The organism is Rhodococcus sp. FG69, assembly GCF_057808915.1.
On the sequence record NZ_JBMDIX010000027.1, the window covers coordinates 1 to 17,556 of the forward strand.

A 17,556-nucleotide genomic window follows, 5' to 3' on the forward strand; every position below is an offset into this window, starting at 1 on the left:
CGGAACCTGCCCGCACTGCCACCACAGATTCCCAACCTAACAAAGTACTACTAGGAGACCTACCTGTTCGTCATCGTGGGCGGATCGAACGCTGAGATCGGCGGGAGTACCTCGTCGTAGCGTTCGATCTGCACCAGTACGTGTTGCCCCGTGGATCCTTGAGACAGCGACGACGCCCCGACGTCGGGGGTCAAGACGTTCGGATTGCCGTGCTTGCACAGAGAATTGGTGTCGGCTGGATCCAGCGGGTCGTACCAGGCGCCGGTGGACAGTTGGACGACGTCGTCGAGCATCCCGTCGTCGACGACTACCCCCGCCAGGCACGCGCCTCGATCGTTGAACACCTTGACCACGTCACCGTCGGTGACCCCGCGCGCCGCAGCTGCCGCGGAGTGCATTCGGATGGGCTCACGACCCTGCACTTTCGACGCCTGACTGGTGGCGCCGTGATCGAGCTGACTGTGCAGTCGAGTGCGGGGTTGGTTCGCGATGAGGTGCAGCGGGAAGTGTTGCGCACGTTCGCCGTTAAGCCATTCCACGGGTTCGAACCATGCCGGGTGGCCGATGCAGTCCTGGTAGCCGAAGCTGTCGATCACCTCGGAGAAGATCTCGATGCGTCCGCTCGGTGTGCGTAGGGCGTTGCGAACGGGATCTTCTCGATAGTCCGCGAACAACGTCAGGTCCTCTTCGGTGGCCATTCGCACCGAACCCGCCCGCCAGAACTCGTCGAACTGCGGGGTCTCGACGTTCGCCGAACTCAGGTAGCCGCGCCACTGGTCGTACAGATGCTCGATCCACTCCCCCGATGTCCGGCCCTCGGTGAAACCGTCGGCGACTCCCATCTTCCGAGCCACTGCCGCGAAGGTGTCGTAGTCGTCGCGAGAGTCCGCGTAGCGCGGGACGGCCTGCTGCATCGCCACCAGCAGTGGATCGTTTCGAGTGCAGCTGAGGTCGTTTCGTTCGAGCGATGTGGTCGACGGTACGACGATGTCCGCGTGCTTTGCCATCGGCGTCCAATACGGATCGTGCACGACGATGGTGTCCGGCCGCCCGAACGCGCGTCGAAGGCGGCCCAGATCTTGGTGGTGATGGAACGGATTTCCGCCGGCCCAATGGACCAACTTGATATCTGGATAGGTCATCCGTCGACCGTTGTAGTCGAACTCGGTACCCGGTCCGAGCAACATGTCGGCGATCGCGGCGACCGGTATGTGCGCGGTGATCGGGTTGAATCCTTGCGGAAGCGTCGGCAACGGATACGGCACCGGTCCCAGCCCTGGCTCGTTCATCGACCCGTAACCGTGCCCGAATCCCCCACCGGGAATGCCGATCTGGCCGAGCATCGATGCGAGCGTGATCCCCATCCACGGAGCCTGTTCCCCGCTCTTCACACGCTGCAGCGACCATGTCACCGTGATCAGCGTTCTCCGAGACGCCATCGATCTGGCCAGATCTACGATGACATCCGCGGCGATTCCGGACATCGTCGACGCCCAATCCGGAGTCTTCGGAACGCCGTCGGAGACACCGAGCAGGTACCGCTCGAACCTGTCGTAGCCGGTGGTGTATCTGTCGAGAAATTTTGTGTCGTGCAGGTTTTCGGCTACCAACACGTAGGCGAGCCCCAGCATCACAGCGACATCGGATCCCGGGACTGGAGCAAGCCACGTCGCGGCGCCGTGCATGTCGTCACGTAGCGGACTGACCGAGACGATCTTGCCGCCGCGAGCCCGAAGCGCGTCGAGCGCGGATTCCGTCGGATGATCGGACGTTCCACCGTGATTGACGCTGGTGTTCTTGGCCGGCACACCGCCGAACGCGACGAGCAACTCGGTCTCGGCTGCGATGACCTTCCAGGACGTGGAGCGCGAGAACATCTTCCAGTGCGCGCCGATGACATGCGGCATGATGACCCCGGTAGCGCCGGTCGAGTAACTGTTCACCGATCGCGTATATCCGCCGAGGCAGTTGAGGAAGCGATGGACCTGACTCTGTGCGTGATGGAATCGGCCTGCGCTCGCCCATCCGTACGAGCCACCGTAGATCGCCTCGTTGCCGTGACGGTCGATGACTCGTCGGAGTTCACCGGCCAGCAGATCCGTCAGCTCGTCCCACGTCACGGCCACGTAGTCGTCGTTGCCGCGCCGATCGGTCGGGCCTGGTCCGTTCTCCAGCCACCCCCGACGGACCGACGGACCGGTGATGCGGGAGCGATGCTTGACCGATCCCGGCACGTTTCCCAGAGCCGGTGATGGACTCGAATCGCCCGCGTGGGGTCGGATGTCGACTACTTCACCGTCGGCCGCCGCGGCACTGAACATGCCCCAGTGCGCCATGTGCTGGGTGTGCCGACCGGGACCTGCGACCCGGCTCACCGAGTGATTCCGCTGAGCTCCACAGCCTCGAGCAACGCGGTGGGGCGCTGAGGCGTCGGGATCGGGTCGACGAGCGCGAACGAACAACCGATGGTCCGCGCTGCGCCGTCGGCTTCGTCGCTGTCGCCGACCATCAAAGTCCGCCTCGCATCGACACCGAGCTTGTCGACCGCATAGCGAAAGATCTCGGGCTGAGGTTTGACGAAGCCGACCTCGTAGGACAGAACGAACTCCGATACCAGATCGGTGACACCGAGGCGCTCGAACGCCGGTCGGATGTCGAACGCGATGTTGCTCAGCACCGCGACCGGGATCGATGCTGCGGCAAGCACCTTCAGCACCTCGGCGGCGTCCGGATACGGAGTCCAGCAGAACGGATCGATGACCCTGCCGTACACGGACGCCGCGTGATCTTCGTTGTCCAGACCGGATTCACGGAGAACGTGCAAGTACGCCTGCCGGTGCAGCGCGGGGTCGAGATCTCGGTTCCGCCACGCATGCCGGGTGACGTCGTCGAACTCGACAACCTCACCGACCGGCGCAGTCATCCGGCGCATCAGCTCGGCTGCGTGGTGACCGTCCACCGCGGTGCCGTCGGAATGCGTTATCCCGTCGAACCACGAATCGTCCTCATCGAGTCGAAAAAGGGTCCCGGAGAAGTCGAAGATGACCGCATCCATCATGGCAGAGCGGCCACGAGAGATTCGACGTCGACGCGGGGGCCGGTGAAGAACGGCGTTTCCTCGCGAACGTGACGGCGAGCTTCGGTGGCGCGGAGATCGCGCATCAAGTCCACGATACGGTCCAGTTCAGGCGCCTCGAACGCCAAGATCCACTCGTAGTCCCCGAGCGCGAAGGACGGGACAGTGTTTGCCCGAACGTCCTTGTAGCCACGAGCTGCCTTGCCGTGATCTGCGAGCATCGTGCGCCGCTCGTCTTCCGGCAAGAGGTACCAGTCGATGGAGCGTACGAACGGGTAGACGCAGATGTAGTCGCCCGGATCTTCGCCTGCGATGAATGCCGGTACGTGGCTCTTGTTGAACTCGGCCGGGCGGTGCAGTGCCGAATTACTCCACACAGGCGTGCTGGCCCTGCCGAGGGCGGTGGTGCGTCGAAAGTCGGAGTACGTCGCCTGCAGCTCTTCGATGCGTTCGGCGTGCGTCCACACCATGAAATCGGCATCGGCCCGCAAGCCCGCCACGTCGTAGACGCCGCGTACTGCGACGCCCTTGTCCTCTTGGCTCTCGAAGAAGACGCGCGCCTCCTTGGCTGCGTCGGCACGGTCGTCGCCCAGAACGCCTGGGGTGACCTTGTACACCGAGAACATCAGGTAGCGGAGAGTCGAATTGAGCGCAGAGTAGTCGAGGCGTGCCATGGCCCCTATCGTGCCACCTCGCACACCGCAGCGGCTGCTCTGGTCGCCGAAGCGACGCAGGCGGGCACTCCGACGCCGTGGCTCCAGGCGCCCGCCACCGCAACACCGGGAACATCACGCACTGCAGACTCGATCTCGGCGACACGATCGAGGTGACCGGGCGCGTACTGCGGAAGTCCCCCGTGCCACCGCTGCACGACGGTTGCTGTCGGGGTGACGTCGAGCCCGGTGACAGTCCGCAGATCGCGCACCGCTGTGCGGACGAGTTCTGCGTCGCTCAGGCCCAGCGGGCCTTCGTCTCCGAACCGTCCGAGGGATGCGCGCAGCAGAACGGAGTTTCGGTCGGCAAGGTGACTCCACTTTCGACTGGAGAGCGTGAAGGCTTTCACCGACAGGCCCGCATCGGTGGCCACGAGGACTCCCGAGTTGTCCGGCAATTCCACGTCGCCAGGCAACGCCATGCCCACTACGACGGAGGATGCGAGCTCGATCCCGGCGGCCGCGTCTGCCGCGTCGGGAACCGTGTCGGCCAGGATCGCCGACAACGCAGGGGCCGGCACCGCGAGAACGACCAGGTCCACGTGACCGATCGGATCGACACGCCATCCCTTCCGCTCGCCGCAGATCGACTCGACCCGCGCGCCCAACACGATCCGTGCTCCGGCCGCGGCGATCAACGCATCGACGAGCACCCCGTACCCGCCGCGGAGCGCTCCGAACACCGGCTCCGAACTCGGGGGTGGGAGCGCGCTCGCCACGGCGGACGACAGACTCGGCGCCCCCGAGTCGAGCGCTGCCGCGAGCGTCGGAAGCGCGGCTCGTACTCCGATCGAGTCGGACAGACCCGAGTAGACACCTCCGAGGAGCGGATCCACCGAACGGTGCAGAACCTGTTCACCGAATCGACTGCCCACCAGCTGGGCGACGCTGACGTCGATGCTCGGATCCCAGGCGAATGCAGTCTCGACCTCGTCGGCGATCTTCTGTTGCGTCGCCGCATCGACGAGCCCTGCGATCGACTGTGCATCAGCGGGGATGCCCATCAGGGTTCCGGCGGGCATCGGGTGCAGTGCGCCCGCAGAGTAGATCAGCGGTCGTCTGCCTGCTGGATGCACCAGCTGATCTGCGATCCCCAACTCCGCCATGAGAGCGGGCACTTCCGGTCTGCGGCCGATGAACGCTTCGGCACCCACGTCGAGCGGACCACCCGCGAGGTCGACTGTCCGCAGGGTGCCGCCGAGCCGATCCGACTCCTCGACGACGGTTATCTGCGCCTCGGGTCCCAGCTCGGTTCGCAGTCGGTAGGCGGCGACGAGCCCGGTGATTCCGCCTCCGACGACAGCTGCCCGCGGGCCTGCCCGCGTCACAGCGAATGCACCAACTCCACAACTCGGGTGAGCACGTCCGGATCGGTGTCGGGGAGCACGCCATGACCGAGGTTGAACACGTGTCCTACGGCCCCCGCCTCGATCGCGCGGTCGGCTTCGGCGGCGATGCGTCTGACCTCGCTCTCGACAGCGTCCCAGCCTGCGAACAGGACGGCGGGATCGAGGTTGCCCTGCAATGCCTTGCCCGGCCCGACGCGCTCCACTGCGACATCCAGCGGGATTCGCCAGTCGACTCCGACGACGTCGGCACCTGCTTCGCCCATGGCGCCGAGCAATTCTCCGGTTCCGACGCCGAAGTGGATCTTCGGTACTCCGGCGTCTCGCACCGCGTCGAACACTTTGGTCGAGTGTGGCAGGACGAACTCGCGGTAGTCCGCAAGTGACAACGCACCGGCCCACGAGTCGAAGAGCTGTAGCGCATCGATTCCCGCAGCAAGCTGGCTCTGCAGAAACGTGATCGTCGTATCGGCCAGGGTGTCGAGCAGCGTGTGCCAGGTGTGCGGATCCGACCGCATCAGCGCCTTCGTCTTCTCGTGATTGCGACTCGGTCCGCCCTCGACGAGGTACGACGCCAGTGTGAACGGCGCGCCTGCGAAACCGATCAGCGCTGTCTCCCCCAACTCCTTGGTCAGAAGACCGATCGCATCGGCGACCGGAGCCACTTGCTCGGCATCGAGACGCGGGAGAGCCGCAACGTCAGCGGCGGACCGCACGGGATTGGCCACCACTGGACCGGTTCCGGTGACGATGTCCAGATCGATACCGGCTGCCTTCAGCGGCACGACGATATCGGAGAACAGGATTGCCGCATCGACGCCGTGCCTGCGTACCGGCTGCAGCGTGATCTCGGCGACCAGCTCGGCATCGAAGCAGGAGTCGAGCATGCCGATGCCCGCCCTGATCTTCCGATACTCGGGAAGCGAACGACCGGCCTGCCGCATGAACCACACCGGACGCCGCGTCGGCGCTCGGCCGGCCACAGCTGCGAGCAGCGGTGCGTCGGGAAGGTGACGACGGGACGAAGGCGTGTCGATGTTCATCGACGTCCATGCTGCCACGCGCCGTCCGCGCAGCCTCTATCGGAGACGTTCGTCGCCGCCTCTGTGCAGGTCTGACACCCGTTCGACGCCATCCGACTCGGCGCGCCTCCGACGAACACGAACGTGAGAAGTCTAACGTCCGAAGTCGTGACCACACCCGGATCCCCAGCCGAGCCTGCGCCGTTTCGATCGGCTGTCGAGGCAATGCACCGGGCAGTCGTGCACCCAGCCATCGAAATAGGACCGATCAGGCCGCCTCAGCGGCTCGCTCCGTTCAGCTACGCGATCGGCGCCGAAGTCCAGCATCCAGCCGGCGAGGATGTCGGCGAACAGTCCGACGGTGACGCCTTCGGACGACTCATTCTGCTGTACGACCCCGACGGGGACGAAGCGTGGAACGGGACCATGCGGCTAGTGGCGTACATCCAGGCCGACGTGGACGAGTCCCTCGCCTCCGATCCATTGCTTCCCGAGGTCGGGTGGAGTTGGTTGGTCGACGCACTCGAAAGTCGTTCCGAACCATATACCGCGCTCGGCGGCACCGTGACGTCGACGAGTTCTGTTCGGTACGGCGACATCGCAGGCCCTCCGAAGGCCCATCAACTGGAGTTGCGAGCATCGTGGACAGCGGGATCGGTGGAGCTGGCGGCGCATGTCGAAGCCTTCTGCGAGGTGCTGGCATATGCGGCAGGACTGCCTCCGGCTGGTATCACCGAGCTGCGTAGCCGCGAGGCGAACCGGACGTAGTTCGCGCGCAGCGCGGCACCGAAGGCTTAGAGTCACCTCTCATGTCAGCGACCAGTTCCAGTGAGCCGTCGGATGTATCGGACGAGGCACCATTGGCCATACCGCTTCTCGCGCCGGCCGACGGCGTTCCAGCGATCGCCCAGACGCTCGACGGGGTGAAGCAGGCGGCAGCGCTGCTGGCCGACGGCCACGGTCCACTCGCTGTCGACGCCGAGCGAGCATCAGGGTTCCGTTACTCCCAGCGCGCATACCTGTTGCAGTTCCGACGGCGCGGCGCGGGAACTGTGCTGCTCGATCCCATTCCGGTCAGCGGCGAACTCGGTCCGCTCGCCGATGTGATCAACCCACTCGAATGGGTGCTGCACTCGGCCGACCAGGACCTGCCAGGGCTCGCCGAACTCGGCCTGGTCCCAGCGACGCTCTACGACACCGAGCTCGCAGGTAGGCTCGCCGGCTTCGAACGAGTCGGCCTCGGACCGATCGTCGAACGGACCCTCGGCCTGTCGCTGCAGAAAGGCCACGGCGCTGCCGACTGGTCCACCCGCCCACTTCCCGAGACCTGGCTCAACTACGCGGCACTCGACGTCGAGGTGCTCCTCGAACTCCGCGACGCTATGGCCGCAGAACTCGAAAGCCAGGGAAAGACGGAGTGGGCAGCACAGGAGTTCGCCCACATCCTCACGATGGGACCGCCGAAACCGAAGACAGATCGGTGGCGTCGAACATCGGGAATTCACGCGGTCAAGTCCCAACGAGTTTTGGCCGCAGTGCGCGAATTGTGGCACGCCCGTGACGAGGTGGCGCAGCGGCGCGACATCGCGCCGAGCCGGGTACTACCGGACTCCGCCATCGTGGCCGCGGCATCGGCAGACCCCAAGACCGAAGGCGAACTGCGCGCGCTCCCGGTGTTCGGAGGCCCGCGCCAGCGCCGTTCAGCCGCGGTCTGGTTGTCCGCGCTCGAACGTGCGCGTGCACTTCCTACGCAGGAGCTCCCACCCAAGACCGCGCCGTTCGAAGGACCGCCGCCGGCGAACCGCTGGGCGCGCCGGGACCCTGACGCAGCCGAACGACTCGCGGTCGTCCGAGCTGCGATGACCGAATTGAGCGAGAAAGTGTCCGTCCCCGTCGAGAACTTGCTGATGCCGGACGTACTGCGCCGCCTCGTGTGGGACTGGACACCGCTCTCCCCCGCGGATGCGCGAGTGGCGATCGACGCGAAACTCATCGAAGGACGAGCACGGACCTGGCAGCGCGAGCTGGTCGTACCAGTGCTTGCCGACGCTTTGACCCCTCCACAAGTTACCGGCGGGTAATACCCACTAGAGTGGGTGTGAGCCCGGCGTCGGCCGGGCTACTCGTCCGCATCTGTCGGGAGGATCGAAAAGCGTGTCTGTACCCGCGTCCACCAGCTCACAGAGGAATGTTGTCTTCGTCGACGGCATCCGTACCCCGTTCGGCAAGGCAGGCCCCAAGGGCATCTACGCCGACACTCGTGCAGACGACCTCGTCGTCAAAGCAATCCGCGAACTTCTTCGCAAGAACCCCAACCTCCCTCCCGAGCGCATCGACGAGGTCGCGATCGCCGCGACCACGCAGACCGGTGACCAGGGCCTGACCATCGGCCGTACGTCCGCACTGCTCGCCGGACTCCCCCGCAGCGTCCCCGGCTTCGCCATCGACCGCATGTGCGCAGGCGCGATGACCTCGGTCACCACCACCGGATCGGGCATCGGCTTCGGCCAGTACGACGTCGTCATCGCCGGAGGCGTCGAGCACATGGGCCGCCACCCGATGGGCGAAGGCGTGGACCCCAACCCGCGCTTCCTTGCCGACAAGCTCGTCGATCCCAGCGCGCTGGTGATGGGTAACACCGCCGAGAACCTGCACGACCGGTTCCCGACCATCACCAAGGACCGCACCGACGCGTACGCCGTAGCCAGCCAGAACAAGTACGACGCCGCCAAGAAGGCCGGCTTCATCGCCGACACTCTCGTGCCCGTCGCCACCAAGTCCGCCGCAGGCTGGGGCCTGGCCACCGAGGACGAGCCACCTCGCCCCGGCACCACCACCTCGGACCTCGCCAAGCTCAAGACGCCGTTCCGGCCCGCAGGTCGCGTCACCGCAGGCAACGCCGCCGGGCTCAACGACGGAGCCACCGCCGCAATCCTGGCCGGTGAGGACACCGCGCACGAACTCGGGCTCAACGTAGGCATGCGAATGGTCGGCTTCAGCTTCGCTGGCGTCGATCCCGCCGTCATGGGCATCGGCCCGGTCCCCGCGACCGAAAAGCTGCTCGACCGAACGGGATTGAGCATCGAAGACATCGGCCTGTTCGAGATCAACGAGGCCTTCGCCATCCAGGTGCTCGCCTTCCTCGAGCACTACGGCATCGCCGACGACGACCCCCGCGTCAACCAGTGGGGCGGCGCCATCGCGTGTGGCCACCCCCTCGCGTCCTCGGGTGTTCGCCTGATGACGCAGCTGAGCCGCCAGTTCGCCCAGGCGCCCGACGTCCGCTACGGCCTGACGACCATGTGCATCGGTCTCGGCATGGGCGGCACCGTCATCTGGGAGAACCCTAACCACGCTGATTACTCAGGAGTCAAGGCATGAGTGACATCACGACAGCGTTCACGGACGAGGTAGTCACGAACGCGTTCACCAAGATCATCTCCGTACCAGGGCTCGACGGCTCCATCGCCCTGGTGACCTTGGACAACGGCTTCGATCACACCAAGCCGTCGACCTTCGGTCCCGGCGGACTGGCCAAGTTCGACGCCGCACTCGACGAGGCATTCGCCGCGAACCCGGTGGCAATCGCCGTCACCGGTAAGCCGTTCATCTTCGCCGTCGGCGCCGACCTCAACGGTGTGCCGAACATCAAGACCAAGGACGAGGCGCTGCAGATCGGGCAGCTCGGCCACAAGGTCTTCCGTCGCCTGCGCGAAAGTTCGGTTCCGACGTTCGCCTTCATCAACGGTGCGGCACTCGGCGGCGGTCTCGAAGTCGGCCTGCATTCGCATTACCGCACGGTCGCCGACAACGCGGCAGCTCTCGGGCTTCCCGAGACTTTTCTCGGCCTGGTACCAGGGTGGGGCGGGACCCAATTGTTACCCAACATCATCGGAGCCTCGAACGCCGTCACCGTCGTCATCGAGAACGCTCTGAACCAGAACCGCACGCTGAAGCCGCAGCAGGCGCTCGACCTCGGAATCGCCGACGCCGTTTTCGGTGGAGCCGATTTCCTCGAGCAGTCCCTCGCGTGGGCCGCTCAGGTTATCAAGGGTGAGATCACCCCGGCCCGTCCCGAGATCGACCGTGGGCAGGCCTGGGACGACGCCGTCGCCCGTGCCAAGGGAATCGTCGCGGGCAAGACCAACAACTTCGCCCCGGGTCCCGTCGCCGCGGTGGAGCTGCTCGAGCTCGCCAAGAGCACCGACATCACCGACTCGGCATCGCTCGACAAGGCCTTCGCGGCCGAGGACGAGGCCCTGTCCACGTTGCTGGTCAAGGACGAGCTCCGCGCAGGGCTCTACGCCTTCGATCTGGTGCAGAAGCGCGCGAAACGTCCCGCCGGCGCACCCGACAAGTCGTTGGCACGCAAGATCTCCGGTGTCGGCATCGTCGGTGCCGGCCTGATGGCCAGCCAGCTCGCACTGCTTTTCGTGCGCCAACTCAAGGTGCCGGTGATCCTCACCGACATCGATCAGGAGCGCATCGACAAGGGCGTCGGCTACGTCCACGGGGAGATCGACAAGCTGCTCGGCAAGAAGCGCCTGTCCCCCGATGCCGCAAATCGGTTGAAGGCGTTGGTGTCCGGTTCGATCGACAAGTCCGCCTTCGCGAAGACCGACTTCGTCATCGAGGCAGTGTTCGAGAACCTCGACGTCAAGAAGAAGGTGTTCGCCGAGGTCGAGGAATTCGTCTCTGCCGAAACGATTCTCGCGACCAACACGTCCTCGCTGTCGATCACCAAGATGGCTGCGGACCTGAAGCACCCCGAGCGCGTCGTGGGCTTCCACTTCTTCAACCCCGTCGCCGTCCTGCCACTGCTCGAGGTCGTCAAGGGCGAAAAGACCGACGATGCCACTCTCGCAACGGCATTCGCTACGGCCAAGACTCTCAGGAAGTCGGCCGTCCTGTCGGCGGATCTGCCGGGCTTCGTCTTCAACCGCCTCGTCACGCGTGCGTCGAACGAGATCATCAGCGCGATCGACGAAGGCACACCGTTCGATGTCGCCGATGGCGCAGTGGGCGAACTCGGCATGCCGATGAGCCCGCTGACCTTGCTGGCACTCGTGGGCCCGGCCGTGGCACTGCACACCGCCGAGACGCTCGGTGAGGCATACCCGGAGCGGTTCAAGGACTCCCCCGGATTCCGTGCGCTCGTCGAGGCGAAGAAGCCGGGCGTGTGGACCTACGGACCAGAGGGTCAAATCGTCGATCCCGAGGTCGCAGCCCTGTGGCCGCAGGGTGATTCACCCTCGACCGCCGAACAAGTCCTCGACCGCACTCGCCGGGCATTTGCCGACGAGATCAACATCATGCTCGAGGAGGGTGTCGTCGCAGCAGCAGAAGACATCGACCTCTGCTTGCTCCTCGGCGGCGGTTTCGGTTTCTGGAACGGCGGCATCACCCCGTACCTGGACCGCACCGGCACCTCGGAAGCCGTGACAGGCAAGCGATTCCTCGCGCCGGGTGTAGCCAGCGTCTAGGCATTGCACCTGCCGAGTTCGAGGTTGTGCACGGTTTTCGAGCGAATGCCGCGCACAACTTCGATCTCGGCGCTAGGCGCGGTCGAGCAATTGTCGAGCGTTGCTCGATGTCGAGGCTCGCCAATCCTCGAACCCACCGCGCGCAGCGCCGGAATCGAGGGCCCGCATCTGCTCCTGCACTGCCGCGATGGGAGTGAAGCAGTAGTCGCTGCCGTACACCAGCCGGTCCGGGCCCACAGTGGACAGCAATGCGGGCAGTTGCCGTGGAACCGGCGTGCCTGCGAGGTCGAACCACAACCGCCGCAACACGTCCGGGGTCGTCGGAGTCCCGAAGCCGACCTGAGACCGGAAGAAGTCCACTCGATCCGCCAGCAGCGGAAGCACTCCGCCGCCGTGGGTGAAGACCCAACGAATGTTCGGGAAGCGATCGACCACACCCAGCAGGATCAAATTCACAACGGTACGTGCTGTGTCGAAAAGGAATTCCATCATCGGTGCCGGCAGCCCGAGTGACACCGCCGAGGAATTCGGCGGCGAGGTCGGGTGCACGAAGACAACCGCCGATCGCGCATCGAGCGCCGCCAGCAGCGGGGTCAGTACAGGGTCACCCAAATACATCCCGCCCGCGTTCGACATGACTGTCACGCCGTCCGCACCCAGCTGATCCAGCGCGCGGACCGCTTCGAGCACCGAGTCGAGCACGTTCGGCAGCGGCAACGACGCGAAGAATCCGAGACGAGGCTGCTCAGCGACTGCACCAGCTCCGAAATCGTTGACACGCCGGGCCAGATCGGCGGCCTTGCCGTCGTCACCGAAATGCACTCCCGGTGAGGACACGGACAGGATCGCTGTGTCGATCCCGCAGCCATCCATCATCTGCATGTGCTCGCCGACCGACCAGGACGGCCACTTCGGCATGCCGTCGGGAAAAGCGATGCCCGACGCCAGTGCCTCCCGGAGGTAGAAGTCCGGCACCATGTGAGAGTGGATGTCCATCACCCCGCCCGCAATCGGAAGCGGCGCGGCGGTGGCCCTCACAGCTGACAGTGCGACTCCGGACACTGTTGCTGCGCCGAGCGCGCCGAGTAGGGTGCGACGATCGATCATGGTGTGTGCGTCCTTCTTCGATGGTCACCCGGGCCGGCGTCTCCTTGAACTGACGCTATCGTCACACATGAGATAATCCACAGTCAACGCTCGATCCCCTCTCGTCGAGATTCCCGTCACACACCACCGACGAGCGATACATTCATGTCGTCTACTTCGTCGTGAAGGTATGAAACCGTTGAAAATCGCAGTTGCAGGTGGAACCGGAGCAGTCGGCACACACGTCGTACGCGTGGCCACCGAACGTGGGCACGACGTCGTCGTCCTGACCCGATCGTCCGGTGTGGATCTCGTCGACGGTGCAGGGCTGGCGCGGGCCCTCTCCGGAGCCGACGCAGTCATCGACGTTGCGTCGAAACAGACCATGTCGGCACGCGAATCCACCGGATTCTTCACGACCGTCACGCGAAACCTCCTGGCAGCGGAGATGGATGCTGGTGTGTCGCAACATGTTGCGTTGTCGATCGTCGGCTCGGACAAGGCACCGCATGCCTACTACGCGGGCAAGGTCGCGCAGGAGAAGGTGATCGAAGAGGGCACCGTGCCGTGGACGATCCTCCGAGCGACGCAATTTCACGAATTCGCGGGACAGCTATACGGCGCGGTCGGAATCGGGCGGCTCGTGGTCATCCCGAAGATGCGTTCACAGCCGATCGCTGCACGGGAAGTAGCAGAGCGTCTGGTCGAGCTCGCCGAGGGCACACCCGCCGGTCACGTCCGCGATCTCGGCGGTCCGAAGGAAGAACGCATGGTCGATATGGTTCGCAGATACGCGGACTCACTTCCTGAAAGGCCCTGGATCGTCGAGGTCCCGATACCCGGCGCGTACGGAAAGGCGATGCGCGACGGCACTCTCCTGCTCGGCCCCGATGCGGATCGTGGAAAACAGACGTACAGCGAGTGGTGTTCATGACGCCCGACCGCCGAGCCGGGCGATAACGCTTCGGGTGAAATCCCGCAAATCTCACCACGCGACGCGTCGGCAGGTTCATGATGTCGAAGACCATCATCGTTGCTGGTATCGACCTTGGAAAGCTGAGTTCGCATGACGCAGCCTGCAGAGAATCACACCGCGAAAGTCATCGGCGTCACGATCGCTGCTGCAGTCGGCGGCTTCCTCTTCGGTTTCGACAGCTCGGTCGTCAACGGAGCGGTCGACTCGATTCAGGAGAACTTCGGCCTCAGTTCCTTCGTCACCGGGTTTGCGGTGGCCATCGCGTTGCTCGGTTGCGCTGTCGGCGCGTGGTTCGCCGGTCGACTCGCCGACAGCTGGGGTCGCAAGCGCGTCATGCTGCTCGGATCCGCACTGTTCACCATCTCCTCCGTCGGGTCGGGTTTCGCGTTCAGCATTCCGGACCTCATGTTGTGGCGTGTCCTCGGCGGCCTCGGGATCGGCATCGCCTCCGTTATCGCCCCCGCGTACATCTCCGAGATCGCACCTGCTCGATATCGAGGCGGGCTCGCCTCCTTGCAGCAACTCGCGATCACGATCGGCATCTTCGCTGCGTTGCTGTCGGACGCCGTCCTGCAGAACGCAGCGGGCGGACCGTCGAACGACCTGTGGTTCGGGATGGAAGCGTGGCGTTGGATGTTCCTCGTAGGCGTCGTCCCCGCACTCGTCTACGGCGTCCTCGCAACATTGATTCCGGAGTCGCCTCGATATCTCGTCGGCAAACACCTCGACGACGAGGCTGCCCGCGTTCTCGGTGAGATAACGGGCGAGGTCAACCCGAAGGAACGCGTCAAAGAAATCCGACTGACCCTCCGGCGTGAGGCGAAATCGTCGTTCAACGACATCCGCGGTCCGAAGTTCGGCCTTCAGCCGATCGTGTGGGTCGGTATCACGATGGCAATTCTGCAACAGTTCGTCGGCATCAACGCCATCTTCTACTACTCGACGACACTGTGGAAGTCGGTCGGGTTCAGCGAGAATCAGTCCTTCGTCACCTCGGTGATCACGTCCGTCATCAACGTCACGATGACATTCGTCGCGATTCTGTTCGTCGACAGGTTCGGCCGAAAGAACCTGCTGCAGATCGGATCGATCGGCATGTTCGTCGGACTCGTACTGGCTGCCGTGGCGTTCACCCAGGCAGTCGGATCCGGCGACGAACTCACACTCCCCACGCCCTGGGGCACCGTGGCCCTGATCGGTGCAAATCTTTTCGTCATCTTCTTCGCGGCAACATGGGGTCCCATCATGTGGGTGATGCTCGGTGAAATGTTCCCCAACAACATGCGCGCCGTGGCACTCGGGATCAGCACCGCTGCCAACTGGGTGGCGAACTTCTCGATAACTCTCGCGTTCCCACCGCTGACGGAATCGATCGGATTGGGATTCATCTACTCGTTCTTCGCGTTCTTCGCACTGCTGTCGTTCTTCTTCGTCAAGTTCAAGATTCGCGAAACCAAAGGCATGGAACTCGAGGACATGGTCCTGTAGTGCCGAGGAGCAAGACAAGTACGAGGAGGAACTCTGATGCCGATGTTCGTCGTCGAATATTCCTACACTGCAGAGACGTCGGGCGGTCGAGACGACCACCGCACCGATCACCGCGCATGGATTCAGGAGATGGTCCGGCGAAAAACTATTCGATCCTCAGGTCCTCTTGCCGATCACAGCGGCGCGATGTTCATCGTGTCGGCGTCCGATGCGGACGCGGTCTCCCGACTGTTCGCCCACGATCCGTTCGCGCGTGCGGGTCTCGTCGAGGATGTCCGCATCACCGAATGGACACCCGCGATGGGTGAATTCAGCGGCTGAGTTCCCCGCCTGACGCTCTACAGAGCTTTGGCCCACCCTGCGATGCGCTGCGTCAAGTCTGCGGAGGTCAATCCCAACTCGCGGTGAATCTGGTCCCGTGACGCGTGGTCGAGAAATTGCTGTGGCACGCCTACGTCACGGCATACGGTGTCGACTCCGACCGCCCTGAGTGCAGCGGACACGGTGGACCCGATGCCGCCCTGCACGCCAGAGTCCTCGAGCGTGACGACGAGCTGGTAGTCCTCGGCGAGCTTGAGCAGCGACTCGGGCACCGGCAACACCCATCTGGGGTCGACGACGGCAACCGACAGGCCGAGTTCGGTCAGTGCAGCAGCAGTGTCGAGAGCCAATGCCGCGAACACTCCCACCGCGACGATGAGGACGTCTCGCTCGGTCGATTCCGGCTCGACCATGACGTCCAGGACACCGTCGATGCGCCGCAGCGCCGGGATGTCCTCGGTGACTGCGCCCTTCGGAAAACGGAGAGCAGTCGGGCCGTCGTCCGTCGCCAGAGCTTCGCCCAGTTCCTCCCGGAGCGTTGCACAATCGCGTGGAGCTGCCACCCGCATGCCCGGCACTATCCCGAGCAGCGACATGTCCCACATTCCGTTGTGACTCGCACCATCGGACCCCGTGACACCGGCCCGGTCGAGGACGAGCGTCACCGGCAGATTCAGCAACGCTACGTCCATCAGCAGCTGGTCGAACGCGCGATTGAGGAAGGTCGAATACACCGCGACGACAGGGTGCAGGCCGCCGAGCGCGAGGCCCGCCGCCGACGTCATCGCATGTTGCTCGGCGATACCGACGTCGAACAGTCTGTCCGGGTACTTGTCCCCGAACGCCGCAAGACCGGTGGGGCCAGCCATCGCGGCGGTGATCGCCACGATGTCCTCTCGTTGTGCTGCCTGATCGATGAGCTCACGGGAAAAAACGGAGGTCCAGTCCGGCGCGGACTTCGATCGCGCCAGTCCGGTGAGCGGATTGATGATCCCCGTGGCATGCATCTGATCGGCAACGTTGTTCTCGGCATGCGCGTACCCCATGCCTTTACGCGTGACCGCGTGCACGATCACCGGGCCGCCGTACGCCTTCGCGCGCCGAAGTGCAGATTCCAGAGCCTGTTCGTCGTGCCCGTCGACCGGTCCGAGATACTTGATGCCGAGATCGGTGAAGAGAACTTGTGGACTGATCGCGTCCTTCACTCCGGCCTTCATACCGTGCAGCATCGCGTACGCAGTCTTCCCGACGAGCGGAATCCTGCGGACGATGCGGCGCCCGTTGTCGAGAATGCGCTCGTAGCCCGGTTGCAGGCGAAGAGCGGCAAGATGCTCGGCCAAGCCGCCGATAGTCGGCGCATAGGAACGACCGTTGTCGTTCACCACGATGACCAGTGAACGGTCCTTGCCCGCCGCGATGTTGTTGAGAGCCTCCCAACACATTCCGCCGGTGAGCGCGCCATCGCCGACGATGGCCACGACGTGACGGTCCTTCTGGCCGGTGAGCTCGAAAGCCTTCGCGAGTCCATCGGCATACGACAACGAGGCCGACGCGTGCGAGGACTCGACCCAGTCGTGCTCGCTCTCGGCGCGAGACGGGTAGCCGGAAAGTCCGCCCTGCTTCCGGAGGGAGTCGAACGCACCCGTGCGACCGGTGATCATCTTGTGCACGTACGCCTGGTGGCCGGTGTCCCAGATGATCGGGTCGCGAGGCGACTCGAAGATGCGATGGACCGCCAACGTCACTTCGACGACGCCCAAGTTGGGACCGAGGTGCCCACCTGTCGCGGACACGGTCTCCACCAGAAACTCGCGAATCTCTTCAGCGAGATCCACTACCTCGGACGGTGCCAGACGGCGCAGGTCCTCGGGCGTCTGAACGCGAGCTAGAACACCCAACGAGATCGCTCCCTCCGGCCGGAAATCTTCTTGCGTGCAGTTGTGCCGATCGACACGAACTTCTCGATCCCCACAGTCTACGTAGTCTGTCGTAGGTGGGTGCCGGGACAGCTGATCGGGGGGCCTTCCGATCGACAATACTGTGAA

At 64.5% G+C, this 17,556-nt stretch carries 14 protein-coding genes; 7 read left to right on the forward strand and 7 right to left on the reverse strand.

The features are described from left to right. Nucleotides 1–59 precede the first annotated feature (59 nt). From ACODSO_RS19645 to hemE, 5 genes are read right to left on the reverse strand one after another with little or no spacing between them, the layout of a single operon-like run. Nucleotides 60–2,336 (reverse strand): molybdopterin-dependent oxidoreductase, encoded by a 2,277-nt coding sequence (locus tag ACODSO_RS19645; RefSeq protein WP_197480826.1) that lies wholly within the window; start codon nucleotides 2,334–2,336, stop codon nucleotides 60–62. A 35-nt stretch (nucleotides 2,337–2,371) separates the two neighbouring features. After that, entirely contained in the window at nucleotides 2,372–3,058 is a 687-nt protein-coding gene (locus tag ACODSO_RS19650; protein WP_489038456.1) for an HAD family hydrolase, read from the reverse strand. Continuing rightward, a complete protein-coding gene (gene hemQ, locus ACODSO_RS19655; RefSeq protein WP_068375971.1) occupies nucleotides 3,055–3,750 on the reverse strand; it encodes a hydrogen peroxide-dependent heme synthase in 696 nt (231 codons plus the stop codon). The genes ACODSO_RS19650 and hemQ overlap by 4 nt, the downstream gene beginning before the upstream one ends. Before the next feature lie 5 nt (nucleotides 3,751–3,755). Next, nucleotides 3,756–5,117, reverse strand: a complete 1,362-nt coding sequence (locus tag ACODSO_RS19660; protein WP_068375968.1) for a protoporphyrinogen oxidase — start codon at nucleotides 5,115–5,117, stop codon at nucleotides 3,756–3,758. Next, entirely contained in the window at nucleotides 5,114–6,178 is a 1,065-nt protein-coding gene (hemE, locus tag ACODSO_RS19665) for a uroporphyrinogen decarboxylase (RefSeq protein WP_068375977.1), read from the reverse strand. The genes ACODSO_RS19660 and hemE overlap by 4 nt, the downstream gene beginning before the upstream one ends. Nucleotides 6,179–6,325: 147 nt before the next feature. Here hemE and ACODSO_RS19670 point away from each other — a divergent pair, with 147 nt between their 5' ends. From ACODSO_RS19670 to ACODSO_RS19685, 4 genes are all read left to right on the forward strand, one after another. Further along, on the forward strand, nucleotides 6,326–6,925 hold the full coding sequence (locus ACODSO_RS19670; RefSeq protein WP_068375965.1) for a DUF3000 domain-containing protein: 600 nt from the start codon (nucleotides 6,326–6,328) through the stop codon (nucleotides 6,923–6,925). Nucleotides 6,926–6,966: 41 nt separating this feature from the next. Continuing rightward, nucleotides 6,967–8,238 (forward strand): HRDC domain-containing protein, encoded by a 1,272-nt coding sequence (locus ACODSO_RS19675; RefSeq protein ID WP_068375960.1) that lies wholly within the window; start codon nucleotides 6,967–6,969, stop codon nucleotides 8,236–8,238. Nucleotides 8,239–8,311: 73 nt separating this feature from the next. Further along, entirely contained in the window at nucleotides 8,312–9,538 is a 1,227-nt protein-coding gene (locus tag ACODSO_RS19680) for a thiolase family protein (RefSeq protein WP_068375959.1), read from the forward strand. Further along, on the forward strand, nucleotides 9,535–11,640 hold the full coding sequence (locus ACODSO_RS19685; protein ID WP_489038457.1) for a 3-hydroxyacyl-CoA dehydrogenase NAD-binding domain-containing protein: 2,106 nt from the start codon (nucleotides 9,535–9,537) through the stop codon (nucleotides 11,638–11,640). The genes ACODSO_RS19680 and ACODSO_RS19685 overlap by 4 nt, the downstream gene beginning before the upstream one ends. 72 nt (nucleotides 11,641–11,712) lie before the next feature. On the opposite strand, the gene ACODSO_RS19690 is transcribed toward ACODSO_RS19685, so the two are convergent. Continuing rightward, entirely contained in the window at nucleotides 11,713–12,747 is a 1,035-nt protein-coding gene (locus ACODSO_RS19690) for an amidohydrolase family protein (RefSeq protein WP_231912565.1), read from the reverse strand. A 169-nt stretch (nucleotides 12,748–12,916) separates the two neighbouring features. On the opposite strand from ACODSO_RS19690, the gene ACODSO_RS19695 reads away from it, so the two are divergent. The 3 genes from ACODSO_RS19695 (at nucleotide 12,917) to ACODSO_RS19705 (ending at nucleotide 15,511) form a co-directional block, all read left to right on the forward strand. After that, nucleotides 12,917–13,660, forward strand: coding sequence for an SDR family oxidoreductase (locus ACODSO_RS19695; RefSeq protein WP_489038458.1), 744 nt, complete (start codon nucleotides 12,917–12,919; stop codon nucleotides 13,658–13,660). Between the two features lie 132 nt (nucleotides 13,661–13,792). Beyond that, the gene (locus tag ACODSO_RS19700) at nucleotides 13,793–15,190 is read left to right on the forward strand and encodes a sugar porter family MFS transporter (RefSeq protein WP_068375952.1); all 1,398 of its coding nucleotides are present in this window, start codon (nucleotides 13,793–13,795) and stop codon (nucleotides 15,188–15,190) included. A gap of 36 nt (nucleotides 15,191–15,226) precedes the next feature. Beyond that, nucleotides 15,227–15,511: a YciI family protein gene (locus ACODSO_RS19705; protein ID WP_068375945.1), complete on the forward strand. Its 285-nt coding sequence runs from the start codon at nucleotides 15,227–15,229 to the stop codon at nucleotides 15,509–15,511. A 17-nt stretch (nucleotides 15,512–15,528) separates the two neighbouring features. Here the strand turns inward: ACODSO_RS19705 and dxs are convergent, their stop codons facing one another. Continuing rightward, nucleotides 15,529–17,409 carry a 1-deoxy-D-xylulose-5-phosphate synthase gene (gene dxs, locus ACODSO_RS19710; RefSeq protein ID WP_489038459.1) on the reverse strand — a complete coding sequence of 627 codons (1,881 nt, stop codon included), beginning with the start codon at nucleotides 17,407–17,409 and terminating at the stop codon, nucleotides 15,529–15,531. Between the last annotated feature and the right edge of the window lie 147 nt (nucleotides 17,410–17,556).

Bases quoted from the DNA above. Each gene is read 5' to 3' on its own strand.
- hemQ (WP_068375971.1), bottom strand. From the start codon at position 3,750: ATGGCACGCCTCGACTACTCTGCGCTCAATTCGACTCTCCGCTACCTG.
- ACODSO_RS19700 (WP_068375952.1), top strand. From the start codon at position 13,793: ATGACGCAGCCTGCAGAGAATCACACCGCGAAAGTCATCGGCGTCACG.
- ACODSO_RS19645 (WP_197480826.1), bottom strand. From the start codon at position 2,336: ATGGCGCACTGGGGCATGTTCAGTGCCGCGGCGGCCGACGGTGAAGTA.
- ACODSO_RS19675 (WP_068375960.1), top strand. From the start codon at position 6,967: ATGTCAGCGACCAGTTCCAGTGAGCCGTCGGATGTATCGGACGAGGCA.
- ACODSO_RS19685 (WP_489038457.1), top strand. From the start codon at position 9,535: ATGAGTGACATCACGACAGCGTTCACGGACGAGGTAGTCACGAACGCG.
- ACODSO_RS19690 (WP_231912565.1), bottom strand. From the start codon at position 12,747: ATGATCGATCGTCGCACCCTACTCGGCGCGCTCGGCGCAGCAACAGTG.
- ACODSO_RS19705 (WP_068375945.1), top strand. From the start codon at position 15,227: ATGCCGATGTTCGTCGTCGAATATTCCTACACTGCAGAGACGTCGGGC.
- ACODSO_RS19650 (WP_489038456.1), bottom strand. From the start codon at position 3,058: ATGATGGATGCGGTCATCTTCGACTTCTCCGGGACCCTTTTTCGACTC.
- hemE (WP_068375977.1), bottom strand. From the start codon at position 6,178: ATGAACATCGACACGCCTTCGTCCCGTCGTCACCTTCCCGACGCACCG.
- ACODSO_RS19695 (WP_489038458.1), top strand. From the start codon at position 12,917: ATGAAACCGTTGAAAATCGCAGTTGCAGGTGGAACCGGAGCAGTCGGC.